16 protein-coding genes and 2 pseudogenes are annotated in these 14,928 nt (G+C 69.8%); 12 read left to right on the top strand and 6 right to left on the bottom strand.

All coding sequences use genetic code 11. From position 1 onward, the window contains the following. Positions 1–93: 93 nt before the first annotated feature. Positions 94–510 (top strand): winged helix-turn-helix transcriptional regulator, encoded by a 417-nt coding sequence (locus tag RM1_RS05995; RefSeq protein ID WP_072750441.1) that lies wholly within the window; start codon positions 94–96, stop codon positions 508–510. Here the strand turns inward: RM1_RS05995 and RM1_RS05990 are convergent. Both RM1_RS05990 and RM1_RS05985 read right to left on the bottom strand, forming a co-directional pair. Next, on the bottom strand, positions 452–1,387 hold the full coding sequence (locus RM1_RS05990) for an AraC family transcriptional regulator (RefSeq protein ID WP_072750440.1): 936 nt from the start codon (positions 1,385–1,387) through the stop codon (positions 452–454). The genes RM1_RS05995 and RM1_RS05990 overlap by 59 nt on opposite strands. A gap of 49 nt (positions 1,388–1,436) precedes the next feature. Continuing rightward, a complete protein-coding gene (locus RM1_RS05985) occupies positions 1,437–2,363 on the bottom strand; it encodes an NADP-dependent oxidoreductase (protein ID WP_072750439.1) in 927 nt (308 codons plus the stop codon). Positions 2,364–2,613: 250 nt separating this feature from the next. On the opposite strand from RM1_RS05985, the pseudogene RM1_RS27270 reads away from it, so the two are divergent. Further along, positions 2,614–3,210: pseudogene (locus tag RM1_RS27270) on the top strand (dienelactone hydrolase family protein); the annotation flags it as partial. Between the two features lie 33 nt (positions 3,211–3,243). Here the strand turns inward: RM1_RS27270 and RM1_RS05975 are convergent. After that, on the bottom strand, positions 3,244–3,876 hold the full coding sequence (locus RM1_RS05975; protein ID WP_072750438.1) for a TetR/AcrR family transcriptional regulator: 633 nt from the start codon (positions 3,874–3,876) through the stop codon (positions 3,244–3,246). A gap of 123 nt (positions 3,877–3,999) precedes the next feature. Here RM1_RS05975 and RM1_RS26350 point away from each other — a divergent pair, with 123 nt between their 5' ends. The 4 genes from RM1_RS26350 (at position 4,000) to RM1_RS05965 (ending at position 7,050) form a co-directional block, all read left to right on the top strand. After that, entirely contained in the window at positions 4,000–4,146 is a 147-nt protein-coding gene (locus RM1_RS26350; RefSeq protein WP_169922291.1) for a hypothetical protein, read from the top strand. 46 nt (positions 4,147–4,192) lie between these two features. Continuing rightward, a complete protein-coding gene (locus tag RM1_RS05970) occupies positions 4,193–4,603 on the top strand; it encodes a VOC family protein (RefSeq protein ID WP_072750437.1) in 411 nt (136 codons plus the stop codon). Between the two features lie 448 nt (positions 4,604–5,051). Then, positions 5,052–5,336: a hypothetical protein gene (locus RM1_RS26070; protein ID WP_143069388.1), complete on the top strand. Its 285-nt coding sequence runs from the start codon at positions 5,052–5,054 to the stop codon at positions 5,334–5,336. A 319-nt stretch (positions 5,337–5,655) separates the two neighbouring features. Further along, positions 5,656–7,050: an FAD-binding oxidoreductase gene (locus RM1_RS05965; RefSeq protein ID WP_072750436.1), complete on the top strand. Its 1,395-nt coding sequence runs from the start codon at positions 5,656–5,658 to the stop codon at positions 7,048–7,050. 8 nt (positions 7,051–7,058) lie between these two features. On the opposite strand, the gene RM1_RS05960 is transcribed toward RM1_RS05965, so the two are convergent. Then, positions 7,059–7,658, bottom strand: a complete 600-nt coding sequence (locus RM1_RS05960; RefSeq protein ID WP_072750435.1) for a TetR/AcrR family transcriptional regulator — start codon at positions 7,656–7,658, stop codon at positions 7,059–7,061. 89 nt (positions 7,659–7,747) lie between these two features. On the opposite strand from RM1_RS05960, the gene RM1_RS05955 reads away from it, so the two are divergent. Then, complete coding sequence (locus RM1_RS05955) at positions 7,748–8,407, top strand: enoyl-CoA hydratase-related protein (RefSeq protein ID WP_072750591.1); 660 nt, start codon at positions 7,748–7,750, stop codon at positions 8,405–8,407. Positions 8,408–8,412: 5 nt separating this feature from the next. Here the strand turns inward: RM1_RS05955 and RM1_RS05950 are convergent, their stop codons facing one another. Both RM1_RS05950 and RM1_RS05945 read right to left on the bottom strand, forming a co-directional pair. Beyond that, positions 8,413–9,027: a dihydrofolate reductase family protein gene (locus tag RM1_RS05950; RefSeq protein ID WP_072750434.1), complete on the bottom strand. Its 615-nt coding sequence runs from the start codon at positions 9,025–9,027 to the stop codon at positions 8,413–8,415. Between the two features lie 74 nt (positions 9,028–9,101). Next, positions 9,102–10,082, bottom strand: coding sequence for a LysR family transcriptional regulator (locus RM1_RS05945; protein WP_425528672.1), 981 nt, complete (start codon positions 10,080–10,082; stop codon positions 9,102–9,104). A 92-nt stretch (positions 10,083–10,174) separates the two neighbouring features. Between RM1_RS05945 and RM1_RS05940 the strand changes: the two genes are divergently transcribed. The 5 genes and pseudogenes from RM1_RS05940 to RM1_RS05920 all read left to right on the top strand — a co-directional run. Then, a complete protein-coding gene (locus RM1_RS05940; protein ID WP_072750432.1) occupies positions 10,175–11,605 on the top strand; it encodes an MFS transporter in 1,431 nt (476 codons plus the stop codon). Beyond that, complete coding sequence (locus RM1_RS05935; RefSeq protein WP_072750431.1) at positions 11,602–12,354, top strand: 3-hydroxybutyrate dehydrogenase; 753 nt, start codon at positions 11,602–11,604, stop codon at positions 12,352–12,354. Before RM1_RS05940 ends, RM1_RS05935 begins: the two co-directional genes overlap by 4 nt. Then, positions 12,354–13,121, top strand: a complete 768-nt coding sequence (locus RM1_RS05930; protein ID WP_218019682.1) for a CoA transferase subunit A — start codon at positions 12,354–12,356, stop codon at positions 13,119–13,121. Before RM1_RS05935 ends, RM1_RS05930 begins: the two co-directional genes overlap by 1 nt. 2 nt (positions 13,122–13,123) lie before the next feature. Beyond that, a complete protein-coding gene (locus RM1_RS05925; RefSeq protein ID WP_245816100.1) occupies positions 13,124–13,804 on the top strand; it encodes a CoA transferase subunit B in 681 nt (226 codons plus the stop codon). A gap of 277 nt (positions 13,805–14,081) precedes the next feature. After that, positions 14,082–14,928, top strand: a pseudogene (locus RM1_RS05920) (Ig-like domain repeat protein); the annotation flags it as partial.

Genomic DNA, 14,928 nt, shown 5'->3' with positions numbered 1-14,928 from the left:
GGATCAGGCTCGTCTCCGATGCCTGGACGAACAAGTACGCACTCTGAGGTGGGTGGTTACCCTGAGGTGAGTGACGAGGTGGGAGGCGGGGAGATGGCAACCGTACCGAGAGCGGGAACCTATGTCTGCGGCATCGATGCCGCCATGGGGGTGATCGGCGGCAAGTGGAAGGTGCTGATCCTGTGGGAGCTGGAACAGCGACCGTGCCGGTTCGGCGAGCTGCGCAGGCAGGTGCCCGGCGTGACCGAGAAGGTGCTCGCCTCCCACCTAAGGGAGCTCGAGCTGGACGGCATCGTGCTCCGCACCGACTATGGCGAGGTGCCCCCGCGCGTGGAGTACTCGCTGACCGAGCTCGGCCGCTCGCTGAACGCGGCCCTGGCACCGCTCGGCGCCTGGGGCCGCGAACACGTGCTCGGCCGGACCCCCGACGAAGGGTCGGCCGATGCCGTCGTCAGGCCGCTCGTGCCTCGCGCCGGTACGCCCCGGGCGCAAGCCCGTACTCGCGCTTGAACGCCTTCGCGAAGGCGAACTCCGAGCCGTATCCCGCCCGGCCCGCGACCACGCTCAGCGGGGCGTCCGTTTCGCGCAGCAGCCGGGCCGCCGTCGTCATCCGCCATCGGGTCAGATACGCCATCGGCGGCTCCCCGACCAGTGTCGTGAAGCGCCGGGAGAACGCCGCCCTGGACAGCCCGGCGCGGTCGGCCAGCGACTCGACCGACCACGCGGCCGCTGGATCGTCGTGGATCGCCGCCAGCGCGGGCGCGACCGCCCGGTCGGCGAGCGCCGCGGCCCAGCCCTCGGCGCTCGCCGACGGCTGGGCCTCGAACCAGGCCCGCAGGATGTACAGCAACAGCGAGTCGATCAGCGTGGGCACGATGCCGTCCGATCCGATCCGCGGGTTCTCCAACTCGGCCCCGAGCAGCTGCACGGCTGCGCTGAGCTCGGGATGCCTGCCGTGCCCGGTCTGCAGGTGGACCACCTCCGGCAGCTGGCGCACCAGCGGGTGCGGGCGCCGCTGGTCGAGGTGATAGTTGCCGCACAGCAGGCTGGTCAGCGGCCCGTCGCCGCCCAGCGACACCGTCCCGATCGGCGAGCCCGGGTCGAACCGCTGGGCGGTCTCCTGCACCGGCGGGGTGGTCGGATGATCGGCGAGGATGTGCCCGCGCCCGTCGCGCAGGAAGATCACGTCACCCGGGCTCAACGCGATCGGCGACAGGTGCGGCGCATCCTCCAACGGCACCAGCCAGCAGGTGCCGTGCAGCACCACGTGGAATCCCGCCCCGGCGACCGGAGGCAGCCGCAGGCCCCACGGGGCACGACCGTCGGTGCGTACGGACGACGGGTGCCCGGTACGCATCGAGCCCAGCGCCTCGGTCAGGATGTCCACGCGGTGCCTCCTCGTCTCGACGGCAACGATACGGTCCACGCACCGGCGCTCACGCGACCGTGAGCACCACCTTGCCCTTGGTCCGGCCCGAGCCGACCAGCTCGTGCGCCCGGCCCGCCTCCGCCAGCGGGAATGTCGCGTCCAGGTGTGGACGGATCCGGCCGGCGTCGACGAGTGCGGCGATCGCCTCGAGCGAGGCGTAGTCCGGCTCGACCGACACCCCGGCGAAGCGCCGCCCGGCGGCCTCGACCTCCGCGGCGAGCTGCCGGTCGCCGTGCTCCATGATGCTGACCAGCGTGCCGCCCTGCCGCAGCACTCCCAGCGAGCGCCTGCCCTGCGAGGTGGAGTCGAAGACCACGTCGACGTCCCGCACCACCTCCGCGAAGTCGGTCTCGCGGTAGTCGATCACCTCGTCGGCGCCCAGACCGCGCACGAACTCGTGCCGGGGTGCACCGGCCAGGGCGATCACGTGCGCGCCCCGCGCCTTGGCGATCTGCACCGCGAGGTGACCGACGCCGCCCGCCGCCCGGGTGATCAGCACCCGGTCGCCCTCGCCGACCCGCGCCGCGTCCACCAGCCCCTGCCAGGCGGTGAGCCCGGCGAGCGGGAGTGCGGCCGCCTGCACGTGGTCGATGGTCGCCGGCTTGCGGGCGACCTGCCGCGAGGGGGCGACCACGTATTCGGCGTAGCCGGTGGCGGCGCGGGGGAAGAACGGCATCCCGAACACCTCGTCGCCGACGCGGAACCGGGCGCCGGGCCCGGCCTCCTCGACCACGCCCGAGACGTCCCAGCCGACCCCGAAGCTCGGCTCACCCAGCAGCGGGTACGCACCCGACCGCACCGCCACGTCCACCGGGTTCACCCCGCTCGCGTGCACCCGGATGAGCACCTCGCCGCCGCGCGGCTCCGGCCGGTCGATCTGCACGGCCTCGAGCACCTCGGGGCCGCCGAACTCGTTCTGGATTACTGCCAGCATTGCGAACACTCCTCTGTCGATCGGGTTGGTGTTCTCAACCGTAGGGAGATCCGACGAGCCGCAGAATGTCTCCAGATCTCCGAAACATGTCCGATCGTCCACCACTCGAGGACGCTCGGCCATCGGCCACCCCGCGCGTAGGATCGGCCCCACGGCGAGCGAGACCGGGAAGTGAACCGCGGTGGCCGACAGCGGGACCCAGGAGCGCACCGCGCGGATCGAGACCGCGGGGACGGTGCTCGACGCCGACCTGTGCGTCCCCGACGGCGCCCGCGCGGTGGTGGTTTTCGCACACGGCAGCGGCAGCGGCAGGCACAGCCCCCGGAACCGGCACGTGGCCGCCGGGCTGCGACGGACCGGATGCGCGACCCTGCTGATGGATCTGCTCACGACGGTCGAGGAGCGGGTGGATCTGCACACCCGCGAGTACCGCTTCGACATCCCGTTGCTCGCCGGCCGATTGACCGGCGTCGTGGACTGGCTCGCGGGCCAGGACGACACCGCGACGCTGCCCGCGGTCGCCTTCGGCGCGAGCACCGGGGCCGCGGCCGCGCTCACCACGGCCGCCGACCGGCCCGATCGCATCCGCGGCGTCATCTCCCGCGGCGGGCGGCCCGACCTGGCCGGCGACGCACTCCCCCGGGTCACCGCGCCGACCCTGCTGATCGTGGGCGGCAACGACGTCACGGTGCTCGAACTCAACCGGCGCGCGGCCCGGCTGCTCGCGGGCCCGGTCGACCTCGCGGTGGTGCCCGGCGCCACCCACCTGTTCGAGGAGCCGGGCGCGCTGGATGCGGTGATCACCCTGAGCGCCGACGCGATCGACGGCTGGCTGGCCGGCGTCTAGGGCGTGCCTCCCCCAGCTCTATTCGCGCCGGAGTCAGGCCGCGTCGCGCACTGCGTAGTCGCCCAGCGCCGGCTCGAGCAGGTCGAACACCGCCGACGCCGACGCCACGGCCCGGTCCGCGATCTCGTCGTTGCCGAGGCCGTCGAGCGTCAGGTCCATCACCTCGCGGAACAGCACCCGGTGCGCGCCACCGAGCAGGGTCGCGGCCGCCCGCGGCCCGATGTCGCCGGGCGCCGTGCCCGTCTCGACGGCCAGGACGGCGGCCAGCGCCTCCTCCCGCAGCTCGTGGAGCTCGCGCAGGCGCGCGGTCAGCGTCGGGCTGTCGGCGATCATGCGGGCGAACGGCTCGCCGGAGAACCCGATCACCGGGTCGTGACTGCTGGCCGCGCCCAGGAACGCCGCGCGCAGCGCGGCCAGCGCGGACTCCCCCGGTGCCCGCCCGGCGACCGTTGCCGCGAGCCCGGCGGTGAACGCCTCATGGTGGTCGAGGGCCAGGTCCTCCTTCCGCGGGAAGTAGTTCGTCACCGTCTTCTTCGCCACTCGCGCGGCGTCGGCGATCTCGGCGATCGTGGTGGCCTCGAAGCCCCGCTCGATGAACAGCCGGGTGGCCTGGTCTGAGATCTCCTGCCGGGTCTCCTGCTTCTTCTGCGCGCGCAGTCCGATCATGACCTCAGCATTTCATACGTTCGATCAATTTTTACACCCGTAGTAAGAAAATCCTTGACGGCCGGTTCGCCGTGGGTATAATTACGTCCGTCGTAAAATTACGACCGACAGATCGGAGCCCACATGACCGCGCCCCTGCCGTTCACCGAGACGATGTCCGCCACCGCACCGCGCCCGTCCCGCCGGAGCCGCAGGCACCAGCAGCCGACGCCCCGCCACCACGACCGGGTGCGACAGCCGTTCGGTGTGCCCCGTCGCCGAGCCTTCTGACCCGATCCCGCCCCGCCACCAGCCGCCCACCCAGCCAGGAGGTCCCATGCAGGTCACCACGTCCACCATCTCGCTCACCGTCGACGACGTCGCGGCGTCGACCCGGTTCTTCACCACCCATCTCGGCTACGCCCAGCGCGTGGCCGCCGACGGCTTCGCCTCACTCGGCCGCGACGATGCCGCCGTCGACGTCGTGCTGCTGCAGCGCGGCATCGAGGTGCTGCCCGAGGGGTTCCGCGACCGCCACGCGGACGGCCTCATCCTCGCGTTCACCGTCGACGATCTCGCCGCCCAGGAGGCCCGCATCAAGTCGGAGGGTGTCGAGATCACGATGGCGCTGCGGGAAGAGCCATGGGGCGAGAAGCTGTTCCAGGTGACCGATCCCAACGGCATCGTCGTCCAGTTCGTCGAATGGGCCGACCAGGACGCGCCCGAGGACGCGGAGGCGCTCGCCTGAGGACCCCCGGTGCCGTCCCCACGCGGGGCGGCACCGGACGGGTCCGGCGGTTCGATCCTGGCGCGGCTGCACCAGGTTGCCGCAGGTGTCGTCGCGGCGCCGATTGCCCTCCGCCTGGCCGTCCCGGTCGCGCACCCATCCCACCTGCGTTGGCTTCTTGCGCTGCGGCGTAAGCCTTTCCACGCCGGAAGGTGGCCATTCAGCCCGATTGCAGTTCTGATCGCCACCGCGGAGGGGTCTTCCACAACTCACCCGACCCCTCCTTCTTCGCAACACGAACAAGGATCAATTCGTCGCCGACGCCGAAGGCGACGTCACAGAGTTCCCGGTTGGGATCATCGACTTCGTAATAGGTGCACTTAGACGCACCGCCCTCCCGATCGGTTCCGTCGATCCACGCCTACGACCGATCGATCATTCGCAGAAATTCGGTGGCGATCCAGGAAGTATGGCAGCCAAGTCCCGCAGTATTCACCGCGCAGGCGCGAGCGCGATGTGCTGTAATAGCGAGGTTTTGGGGGATTCCGGAGGGGGAACGATGTCCGATCCATTGCAGGTGGACCCTGCCGAACTCCGTGCGTTCCCATCGAGGATCCGTGATCTCGCCGAACAGAATGGGTCAGCCCGCGACTATCGGGGCGAATGGCTGAGCCTGTCCAACACGAGTGACCGCATCGTCTTCGCGGTCACCCAGGCAATTCAGAAGACGCGGTGCAGGCTCGACGCCGGCTGAGTGGACAACCATCCCCAATACTCGCCAAACAGAATGTGGCCCTGGATATCTGGACCGGGCCCTGGTCAATGGTCCAGGTCCAGATGGCAGATCGACATCGCGCGGAGTGACGCCCCCCTGCCCGCAGACGCGGGCGATTCCCTTCCGTGCGCGACCTTGCCGCGCTCAAACGCCACCGAATACGATTGACACACGTCACAGGTGCCTTGTTCGGGGCGCCGTCGCGGTCCGGTCGGCACCGAGGTCCGGCGTTCTCGGACAGTGGGAGCAGCGCGCGACCGCACGCATTGCGGAGCCGGCCCGACGGACGGAGAGCGTGATGACTGAGGTGAGCGACGACCTCGGTGTGTTGAGGTCGGCGATCGGCGGGCCGGTGTTCGGTCCCGGCGACACCGGATACGACGAGGCCAGATCGATCTGGAACGGCGACATCGATCGCCGTCCGATCTGCGTCGCGCGATGCACGTCCGCCGGCGACGTCGGTTCCGCGCTCGGCTTCGCCCGGGATCGCGAACTCGAGGTCTCGATCCGGGGCGGCGGGCACGCCTACAGCGGTACCTCGGTCAGCGAGGGCGGCATGATGATCGACCTCAGCGCGATGAACCACACCTCTGTGGAACCCGAGACCGGCATGGCCCGGGTCGGGGGCGGCGCCACGATGGCGCACCTGGACGCCGCGACCCAGGCACACGGGCTGGCGGTGACCGGCGGGGTCATCAGCCACACCGGGGTCGGTGGACTCACCCTCGGCGGCGGCATGGGTTGGCTGACCCGACTCGCGGGGCTGTCCATCGACAACCTGGAGTCGGCCGAGGTGGTGCTCGCGGACGGCAGCGTCGTCCGGGCGTCCGACGACGAGCATCCGGAGCTGTTCTGGGCGCTGCGGGGCGGCGGCGGGAACTTCGGCGTGGTGACCGAGTTCGAGTACCGCCTGCACCCGGTCGGCCCCGAGGTGAACCTCGGACTGTTCTTCTGGTCGCTCGACGACGGCGCCGCCGCGCTGCACGTGTGCGAGGAGTTCATCCCGACCCTGCCGGCACGGGCCGGCTGCCTGATCGCGGCCGGGATGTGTGCCCCTCCGGAACCGTTTGTACCCGAACAGTTCCGGGGCATGCCCGGCCACGCGCTCATCATCGCCGGGTACTCGTCGGCGGCGGAGCACGCGGCCACGGTGGCGCCTGTCCGGGACGCCCTGGCGCCCCTGTTCGAGTTCGTCACCCCCATCCACTACACCGGACTGCAGCAGATGCTCGACGGCGCCGCGCCATGGGGCATCCTCGGCTACGAGAAGGCGCTCGACCTCGATGCCCTCACGGACGAGGTGATCGCCGTGATCGTCGAGCGGGCGCCGCGCAAGAGCTCACCGCTCTCGTTCATGCCGATCTTCCGGCTGGACGGGGCCTTCACCGCGGTCGGCGAGGACGACACGGCGTTCGGCGGTGCCCGCACCCCGCACTACGTCTGCAACATCACCGGGATGTCCGACGCCCCCGAGGTATTCGCCGCGGACCGGGCCTGGACCCGATCGATCTGGGAGGCGCTCCGGCCGCTCTCGTCGAACCAGGGCAGCTACGTCAACTTCATGGCGGAACCCGACGAGGACCGGGTCCGTGCCGCGTACGGCCCCGGCAAGTACGACCGGCTGGCAGCGGTCAAGGCACAGTACGACCCCGACAACACCTTCCACCTCAACGCCAACATCAGGCCGGCCTGAGCCAGGGACTAGTCCGGCCGCCCGGCCGCGACGACCGCCCGCACGGCGTCGGGCAGCCGGTCCCGGCGGCTCTTCGGCGGCCGGGCACCGGCCTGGAGATAGCGGCCGGCGAAGCTGTACGGCAGGTCGACCAGGGCCAGCACCACCAGGTCCGTCTCCCGCTTGCCCGCCCGCCCGAACACCGCGCGCGCCAGCTTCGCGATCAGGCTGCCGGTCTGCTCGTCGGACCGCCCCACCTCGGCGAGCAGACCGTCGCCCAGGTTCAGGTGCAGCACGTCCTCGCGGCGCAGCCGATCGAGCAACAGCATGTCGCCGGGCTCGGCGACGCAGTGGTCGTAGAGCGCGAGCGCCAGCTCGACCACCACCTCGACGGGATCCCCTGCGGGGTCGAACCCGACGGGGCGGACCTCCTGCGTGCGGCGCACGGCACGCAGCCAGGTCCGCGCGAGCAGTTCGTCGATCGAGGCGAAGCGGTGATAGATCGACCCCGTCGGCGCACCGGCCCGCGCGGCGATCAGCGCAACCGTCGCGGACCGCGGACCGCGCTCGAGGATCACCTCACGCGCGGCGTCGAGCAGTGCGTCGATGGAGAACGTGGTCCGGGCCATTCGCCGAGTATCGCAGAGTCCGCGACTGGACAGCCATCCGCTCTAGAAGATATTTTCTAGAAATGACATTCTTGAACACCCACGACGACCTGCCCACTCTCAACCGCGACGGCGACGTCTTCGTGCTGAGCCTCGGCTCCGGCGAGAACCGGTTCAACCCCGGCTGGCTCGACTCGATCGACGCGCACCTCGACGCGATCGAGGCCGCCGAGGGTCCGAGGGCCCTGGTCACCACCGCGACGGGCAAGATCTGGAGCAACGGCCTCGACCTACAGTGGTTGATGGCCAACGCCGACCAGATCCCGGCGTTCAGCGCGCGGGTCGAGGCCCTGTTCGCCCGCGTCCTCGCCCTGGGATTGCCGACCGTCGCGGCGCTGCAGGGACATGCCTTCGGCGCGGGCGCCATGCTCGCGCTCGCCCACGATCAGCGGGTCATGCGCGCCGACCGCGGGTACTTCTGCTTCCCCGAGGTCGACATCCAGATCCCCTTCTCGGTGGGCATGTCCGAACTGATTGCCGCCAAGCTCCCCGTGCGGACCGCGCATGACGCCATGACCACCGGCAGGCGCTACGGCGGGGCCGAGGCCACCGCCGAGGGCATCGCCGACGAGGCGGTGGACGAGCAGGCCGTCCTGTCCGCCGCGATGGACCGCGCCAGGGGCCTCGCATCCAAGGCGGGCGCGACCCTGGCCACGATCAAGCAGCGCCGATTCCGCACGGCGCTCGGGGAGCTGCGCACCCCCGCCTAGTCCCGCTACTCCTCTCCCAGGTCGCCGTACTCGGGCTCACCCGAACGCTCATACGAGCTGAGGACGACACCGGTACTCGTGGTCCGCGACTGAACCAACGAATAGGCAGTCGGCAGGGCGTCGGTCGGGAACAGCCGCTTCCCGGTGCCGAGCAGGACCGGGAACGACAGCAGGCGCAGCGTGTCGATCAGGCCCTCCTTCAACAGCCACCGCACCAGCTCCCCGCTGCCGTGGACCTGTAGCTCGCGGCCGTCCCGCTCCTTGAGGGCGGCGATCGCCGCGCGGGGATCACCGGTGATCAGCCGCGTGTTCTGCCAGTCGGCCGCGGCGAGAGTGGTGGTGACGACGTGCTTCGGCAGCGTGTTGAGCCTGGTGGCGATCGGGTGCGCGGGGTCGGTCTGGAGCGGCCAGTACGACGCGAAGATCTCGTACGTCTTCCGGCCCAGCAGAAAGGCGTCCGCCTCGTCGAACACCTCGGTCATGAACCGCCCGAAGTCCTCGTCGCCGTACGGCGCCGACCAGCCCCCGTGGACGAACCCGTCGCTGGGGTCCTCCTGGGGACCACCAGGAGCCTGGTATACGCCGTCGAGGGTGACGAAGGTGGTGACTGTCAGTTTCATCGTCGTGCTCCTGTGCGCTCGGTGTCGCGGGTGTCACAGCTTCTGACTCGCGGAGCGACCGAAACTCATCGGCGCTACCGAAACGTCCCGAGCAGCCGGTCGCGCTCCCGTTCGGCGGTGTCCCTGATCTCCTCGACCACGGCCGCCACCTCCCGCCTGCGCAGCGCCTCCGACCGGGCCACCAGCCAATAGGTCAGTTTTGTCGAGACCAACTCCGGCAGCAACCGCACCAGGTCCGGGTGCCGGTCGGCCATGAAGCACGGCAGCAGCCCGATGCCCGCCGCGGCCCTGGTGGCCTCCACGTGCACGAAGACGTTGGTGGAGCTCACCGATTCCCGCATCTCGGGCGCGATGCTCCGCGCGACGTCCAGGTCGTCGACCTGCAGCATCGAATCGACGAAGTACACAAGGGAGTGCTCGGCGAGCTCCTCGATCGCGTGCGGGGTGCCCCGCTCACGCAGATAGTCGCGGGAGGCGTACAGCCCCAGCACGTAGTCCGCCAACGGCAGTGCCTCGGCCCGGTGCACCTGCGGCCTGCCGACCACGATCTCCACGTCCATGCCGGACCGCTGCCGGGAGGCGCGGCGGGTGGTCGCCACGATCTCCACCGCGAGGTCCGGGTGGCGCCTGCGCACCCGCGCGGCGGCGGGCGCGGCGATGTACGCGCTGAACCCGTCCGTCGCGGACACCCGCACCACCCCCTTGAGCCTGCCCTGACCGGAGGAGTCGGAGGCGAGCGCGTCGACCACCGACTCGACGCTCTCCGCCGCGGCCAGCGCCTGCCTGCCGAGGTCCGTCAGCTCCCAGCCACCCGCCGCCCGCACCAGCAGTCGCCCGCCCAGGCTCTTCTCCAAGGCCGCGATGCGGCGGGAGATGGTCGTGTGATTGACGCCGAGATCCTCTGCGGCGGAGGTGAAGCGCCCGGTCCGGCCGACGGCGAGCAGCACCAGGAGATCATCGGCGCTCGGACGACCGAGCGAATGCCGGTCCACGGAATCCACCACATCTGCATTCTTGCAGATACAGGGTGCGATTTTCCTCATTGTGGGGCGCATCGCGTGCACCAATACTCATCGCAGGACGCCGAATGTGGACTACATCACAGGGCGGACGCGATTGTCGGGCCGAGCACATGAGGAGTTCAGCGATGAGTACCGAACAACTGTCACGGGCGGGCGGGGGCGACCCGGGCCCGGCCAAGGACACCGCGCCGTCCGGGCTGAAGAAGGTCGTCGGCGCCTCGATGGCGGGGACCGTCGTCGAGTGGTACGAGTTCTTCCTCTACGGCACCGCCGCCACGCTGGTCTTCTCCAAGGTCTTCTTCCCCGCGGGCGGGAACGAGCTCGACGCGATCATCGCCGCGTTTGTCACCTACGCGGTCGGCTTCGCGGCCCGGCCCATCGGCGGCATCGTCTTCGGGCACTTCGGCGACAAGTTCGGCCGCAAGAAGCTGCTGCAGTTCAGCCTGCTGCTCGTCGGCGCGGCCACCTTCCTGATGGGCTGCATCCCCACCTTCGGACAGATCGGCTACTGGGCGCCCGCGATCCTGGTGGCGCTGCGCTTCATCCAGGGCTTCGCGGTCGGCGGCGAATGGGGCGGCGCGGTGCTGCTCGTCGCCGAGCACAGCCCCAACCGCAGTCGGGGTTTCTGGGCCAGCTGGCCGCAGGCGGGCGTCCCCGCCGGCAACCTGCTCGCCACCGTCGTGCTCCTGGTCCTGACGACCACGCTCTCCGACGCGGCCTTCCTCAGCTGGGGCTGGCGCGTCGCCTTCTGGCTGTCCGCCCTGATCGTGTTGGTGGGCTACTACATTCGCACCAAGGTCAGTGACGCGCCGATCTTCCTCGAGGCACAGAAGCTGGTCGAGAAGAACAAGGCCGCCTCGTACGGCGTGTTCGAGGTGCTGCGCCGCTACCCGCGCGGCGTGCTCACCGCGATGGGGCTGCGGTTCGCGGAGAACATCATGTACTACCTGGTGGTGACCTTCTCGATCACCTACCTCAAGGTGGTCGTGCACGCCGACACCAGCAAGATCCTGTGGATGATGCTCATCGCCCACGGCGTGCATTTCGTCGCGGTTCCGCTGTGCGGCCGGCTGTCCGACACCCTCGGCCGCCGCCCCACCTACCTGATCGGTGCCGTCCTGGCAGGCACATGGGGCTTCTTCGCCTTCCCGATGATGGACAGCGCGCACAACGCGGTCGTCCTGGCGGCCATCGTGATCGGGCTGATCATCCACGCCTTCATGTACGCCGGCCAGCCCGCGATCATGGCGGAGATGTTCCCCACCCGGATGCGCTACTCCGGTGTCTCGCTCGGCTACCAGGTCACCTCGATCGTGGCGGGCTCGCTCGCGCCGATCATCGCGGCCAGCCTACTCAGCCGCTTCCACTCGTCCGTGCCGATCGCGTTCTACCTGCTCGGTGCCTCGGTCGTGACCATCGTCGCGGTCGCCTTCGCCCGTGAGACCAAGGGCATCTCGCTCGAATCCATCGACGCCGCGGACGCGCGGACACTCGCCGAGGAGAAGGCGGCGGACGCACCGCTCGTCTCCGGCCAGAGCGCGGCGGTGGCCCGATGACGCAGCAGACCCTCGCCGGGCGCTCCGCCCTGATCACCGGCGGCGCGAGCGGGATCGGCGCGGCCACCGCAAGGGCGCTCGCGGCCAGGGGCGCCCGGGTCGTGATCGCCGATGTCGACGACATCGCCGCCAAGACGCTCGCCGACGAACTCGACGGCCGGGCCTGGGCCGTCGACCTGCTCGACACCGAGGCGCTCGCCGGGCTCACCCTCGAGACGGACATCCTGGTGAACAACGCTGGCGTGCAGAGCATCAGCCCCATCGAGGATTTCCCGCCCTCGGAGTTCCGCAGGCTGTTGACGCTGATGGTGGAGGCACCCTTCCTGCTGATCCGGGCGGCCCTTCCGCACATGTACGCCAACGGGTTCGGCCGGATCATCAACGTCTCCTCCGTGCACGGGCTGCGCGCCTCCGAGTTCAAGTCCGCATATGTCACCGCGAAACACGGCCTCGAGGGGCTGTCCAAGGTGACCGCGCTCGAGGGTGGCAGGCACGGGGTGACCAGCAACTGCGTCAATCCCGGGTACGTGCGAACCCCCTTGGTGGAGAAGCAGATCGCCGACCAGGCCGCCGTGCACGGCATCCCCGAGGAGGAGGTGCTGGCGCGGGTGATGCTCACCGAGAGCGCGATCAAGCGCCTGGTCGAACCGGCCGAGGTGGCCTCGCTGGTGGCCTGGCTGGCGGGCGACGAGGCCGGCATGGTGACCGGCGCCTCGTACACGATGGACGGCGGGTGGAGCGCGCGATGATGGACAAGACCGTACAGACGGCCGCCGAGGCCGTCGCCGACATCACCGACGGCTCCAGCGTGGCGGTGGGCGGGTTCGGGCTCTGCGGCATCCCCTCGGTGCTCATCCAGGCGGTGCTCGACGGCGGCGCATCGGATCTCGAGGTCGTCAGCAACAACTGCGGCGTCGATGACTGGGGCCTGGGATTGCTCCTCGGCGCGGGCCGGATCCGGAAGATGGTCTCCTCCTATGTCGGGGAGAACAAGGAGTTCGAGCGCCAGTTCCTCTCCGGTGAACTGGAACTCGAGCTCACCCCGCAGGGCACGCTGGCGGAGAAGCTCCGGGCCGGGGGCTCGGGCATCGCGGCCTTCTACACCCAGAGCGGGGTCGGCACCCAGGTCGCCGAGGGCGGACTGCCGCGACGCTACGACGGCACGGGCGGCGTCGCGGTGGCCTCGCCCGCCAAGCCGGTGCAGGCCTTCGGCGGCCGCGACTACGTGCTCGAGGAGGCGATCAGTACGGACTTCGCCCTCGTCCACGCCGCGCGGGGTGATCGTCACGGCAACCTGGTGTTCGATCTGTCGGCCCGCAACTTCTCGCCGCTGGCCGCCATGGCGGGCCGGATCACCGTCGCCCAGGTCGAGGAACTGGTGGAACCGGGCGAACTCGATCCCGACGCCGTGCACCTGCCGGGGGTCTACGTGCACCGCGTGCTCGAGGTCGGCCACGGCATCACCAAACGGATCGAAAAGCGCACCGTCAGAACGACTACCGAGAGCGAGCGATGAGCATGGCCGGCGGCAACACAACGGCGGGCGCCCGCACCCGCGAGGAGATGGCGGCGCGGGCCGCGCAGGAACTGCGCGACGGCTGGTACGTGAACCTGGGGATCGGGCTGCCCACCCTGGTGCCGAACTTCGTGCCCGCCGACTGCTCGGTGGTGCTGCAGTCGGAGAACGGGATCCTCGGCGTCGGCCCGTATCCGACTGAGCCCGAGATGGATCCGGACCTGATCAACGCGGGCAAGGAGACGGTGACGGTGCTCCCGGGAGCGTCGTTCTTCGACTCCGCGCTCAGCTTCGGGATGATCCGGGGCGGCAAGATCGACGCGGCGATCCTCGGCGGCATGCAGGTCTCGGCGACCGGCGACCTGGCGAACTGGATGATCCCCGGCAAGATGGTGAAGGGGCCCGGCGGGGCGATGGACCTCGTGCACGGCGCGGGCAGGGTGATCGTGCTGATGGAGCACTGCGCCAGGGACGGCGCGCCGAAGATCGTCGAGCGGTGCTCGCTGCCGCTTACCGGCCGGGCGGTGGTGCACCGCATCATCACCGATCTGGCCGTCATCGACGTCACCGCCGGAGGTCTGGTCCTGCGTGAGGTCGCGCCGGGTGTCGAGGTGGCGCAGGTGCTGGAGTGCACGGAACCGGAGCTGATCGTCGACCTGCCGCTCGCGGCGGCGCCTGCCTGAGCGAACCCCTCGCCTGCTCCGATGAACGTGTTGCATTATCGGCGCCGATCCGCAAGATGAAATCGGCGGATTTCCGAGATCGATGGGCCTCGGAGGCCAGCTGAAACCGACATTCCAGGCAATACCCGCGGTTTCTGACACAACTCGTTACCCGACCGTAACTTGCGGTGCCTGTAGTCAAAACTGCAACAAGTTCCCGATTGCGGTGGCACAGTGTGGGCAATTTCATCCAACCGATGCTCGACATCTCTCCCGCGAGTCGGGCGCAAGGAGTGTTATGTCCAAGTCCACAGTGCGGCAATGCGCCGTACCGGTCACGTCCGTGGCGCTGGCCGCGGGTCTGCTGTTGATCGGCAGTCCCGCGTCCGCGGCACCCACGACCACCTCGTTCAAGAACGCCTGCCAGGCCAGCGCCACCATCACCGTTCACAAGGTGGCCGACACGTCGATGACCGTTGACGCGCCCGCCTCGGTCACGGCGGGTGAGACGTTCACCTACCGCATCCAGCCCGGCGGCGGGTCGTACCCCAACAGCGACTCCGGGGCCACGACCACTTACATCTCGCGGCTGAAGGTGGACTACGAGATCCCCGCGAACGCGACGTTCGTCAGCGCGAATGTGGTCCCTGGCACCGGCATCAACTTGGACAACGTTGCGCCCAGTGTGATTCGGGTGAACACCTCGGGCAGCCCCGACGCGGCGGGTCCGATCCTGCGGCTCTCGGGTAACAACGAGGTCATCGGCAACAGCCCCTCGTCGAGCACCAACAGCCTGGGCGGCATCCGGGCACCGAAGCTCAAGAAGAACCTCGACGGCAGCACCAACGCCAACGGGGACAGCTGGTTCCGGCTCCCCGCCATCGATGTCACCGTCACCGCGGGCGCGGCCGGCGTCATCACGCCGAAGGTGCGCACCGCGGGCAGCGCGGGTACCTACAACAACAACGAGAACTACTACACCTTCCTGCCCCTCGCGAGCTTCTTCGGCAACCAGTGGGCACCCACCCGCTGCACCCCGCGCGACGCCCAGGGTTCGGCCTTGAACGCGGGCGCAGGGCCGCTGTCCACGATCAACGTGGGCGCCGCCGCCGCGGACACCACCACCACGCTCAACGTTCCCGGCA

Origin of the sequence: Rhodococcus maanshanensis NBRC 100610, from assembly GCF_001894865.1 — a bacterium.
GTDB classification, from domain to species: Bacteria; Actinomycetota; Actinomycetes; order Mycobacteriales; family Mycobacteriaceae; genus Rhodococcus_G; species Rhodococcus_G maanshanensis.
Note: the sequence above shows the minus strand (reverse complement) of the source record. Positions and strands in the feature narration are given on the sequence as shown.

Bases quoted from the DNA above. Each gene is read 5' to 3' on its own strand.
- RM1_RS05970 (WP_072750437.1), top strand. From the start codon at position 4,193: ATGCAGGTCACCACGTCCACCATCTCGCTCACCGTCGACGACGTCGCG.
- RM1_RS05930 (WP_218019682.1), top strand. From the start codon at position 12,354: ATGGACAAGACCGTACAGACGGCCGCCGAGGCCGTCGCCGACATCACC.
- RM1_RS05965 (WP_072750436.1), top strand. From the start codon at position 5,656: ATGACTGAGGTGAGCGACGACCTCGGTGTGTTGAGGTCGGCGATCGGC.
- RM1_RS05945 (WP_425528672.1), bottom strand. From the start codon at position 10,082: ATGCGCCCCACAATGAGGAAAATCGCACCCTGTATCTGCAAGAATGCA.
- RM1_RS05995 (WP_072750441.1), top strand. From the start codon at position 94: ATGGCAACCGTACCGAGAGCGGGAACCTATGTCTGCGGCATCGATGCC.
- RM1_RS26350 (WP_169922291.1), top strand. From the start codon at position 4,000: ATGACCGCGCCCCTGCCGTTCACCGAGACGATGTCCGCCACCGCACCG.
- RM1_RS05985 (WP_072750439.1), bottom strand. From the start codon at position 2,363: ATGCTGGCAGTAATCCAGAACGAGTTCGGCGGCCCCGAGGTGCTCGAG.
- RM1_RS05935 (WP_072750431.1), top strand. From the start codon at position 11,602: ATGACGCAGCAGACCCTCGCCGGGCGCTCCGCCCTGATCACCGGCGGC.
- RM1_RS05950 (WP_072750434.1), bottom strand. From the start codon at position 9,027: ATGAAACTGACAGTCACCACCTTCGTCACCCTCGACGGCGTATACCAG.
- RM1_RS05925 (WP_245816100.1), top strand. From the start codon at position 13,124: ATGGCCGGCGGCAACACAACGGCGGGCGCCCGCACCCGCGAGGAGATG.
- RM1_RS05975 (WP_072750438.1), bottom strand. From the start codon at position 3,876: ATGATCGGACTGCGCGCGCAGAAGAAGCAGGAGACCCGGCAGGAGATC.
- RM1_RS05940 (WP_072750432.1), top strand. From the start codon at position 10,175: ATGAGTACCGAACAACTGTCACGGGCGGGCGGGGGCGACCCGGGCCCG.
- RM1_RS05960 (WP_072750435.1), bottom strand. From the start codon at position 7,658: ATGGCCCGGACCACGTTCTCCATCGACGCACTGCTCGACGCCGCGCGT.
- RM1_RS26070 (WP_143069388.1), top strand. From the start codon at position 5,052: ATGGCAGCCAAGTCCCGCAGTATTCACCGCGCAGGCGCGAGCGCGATG.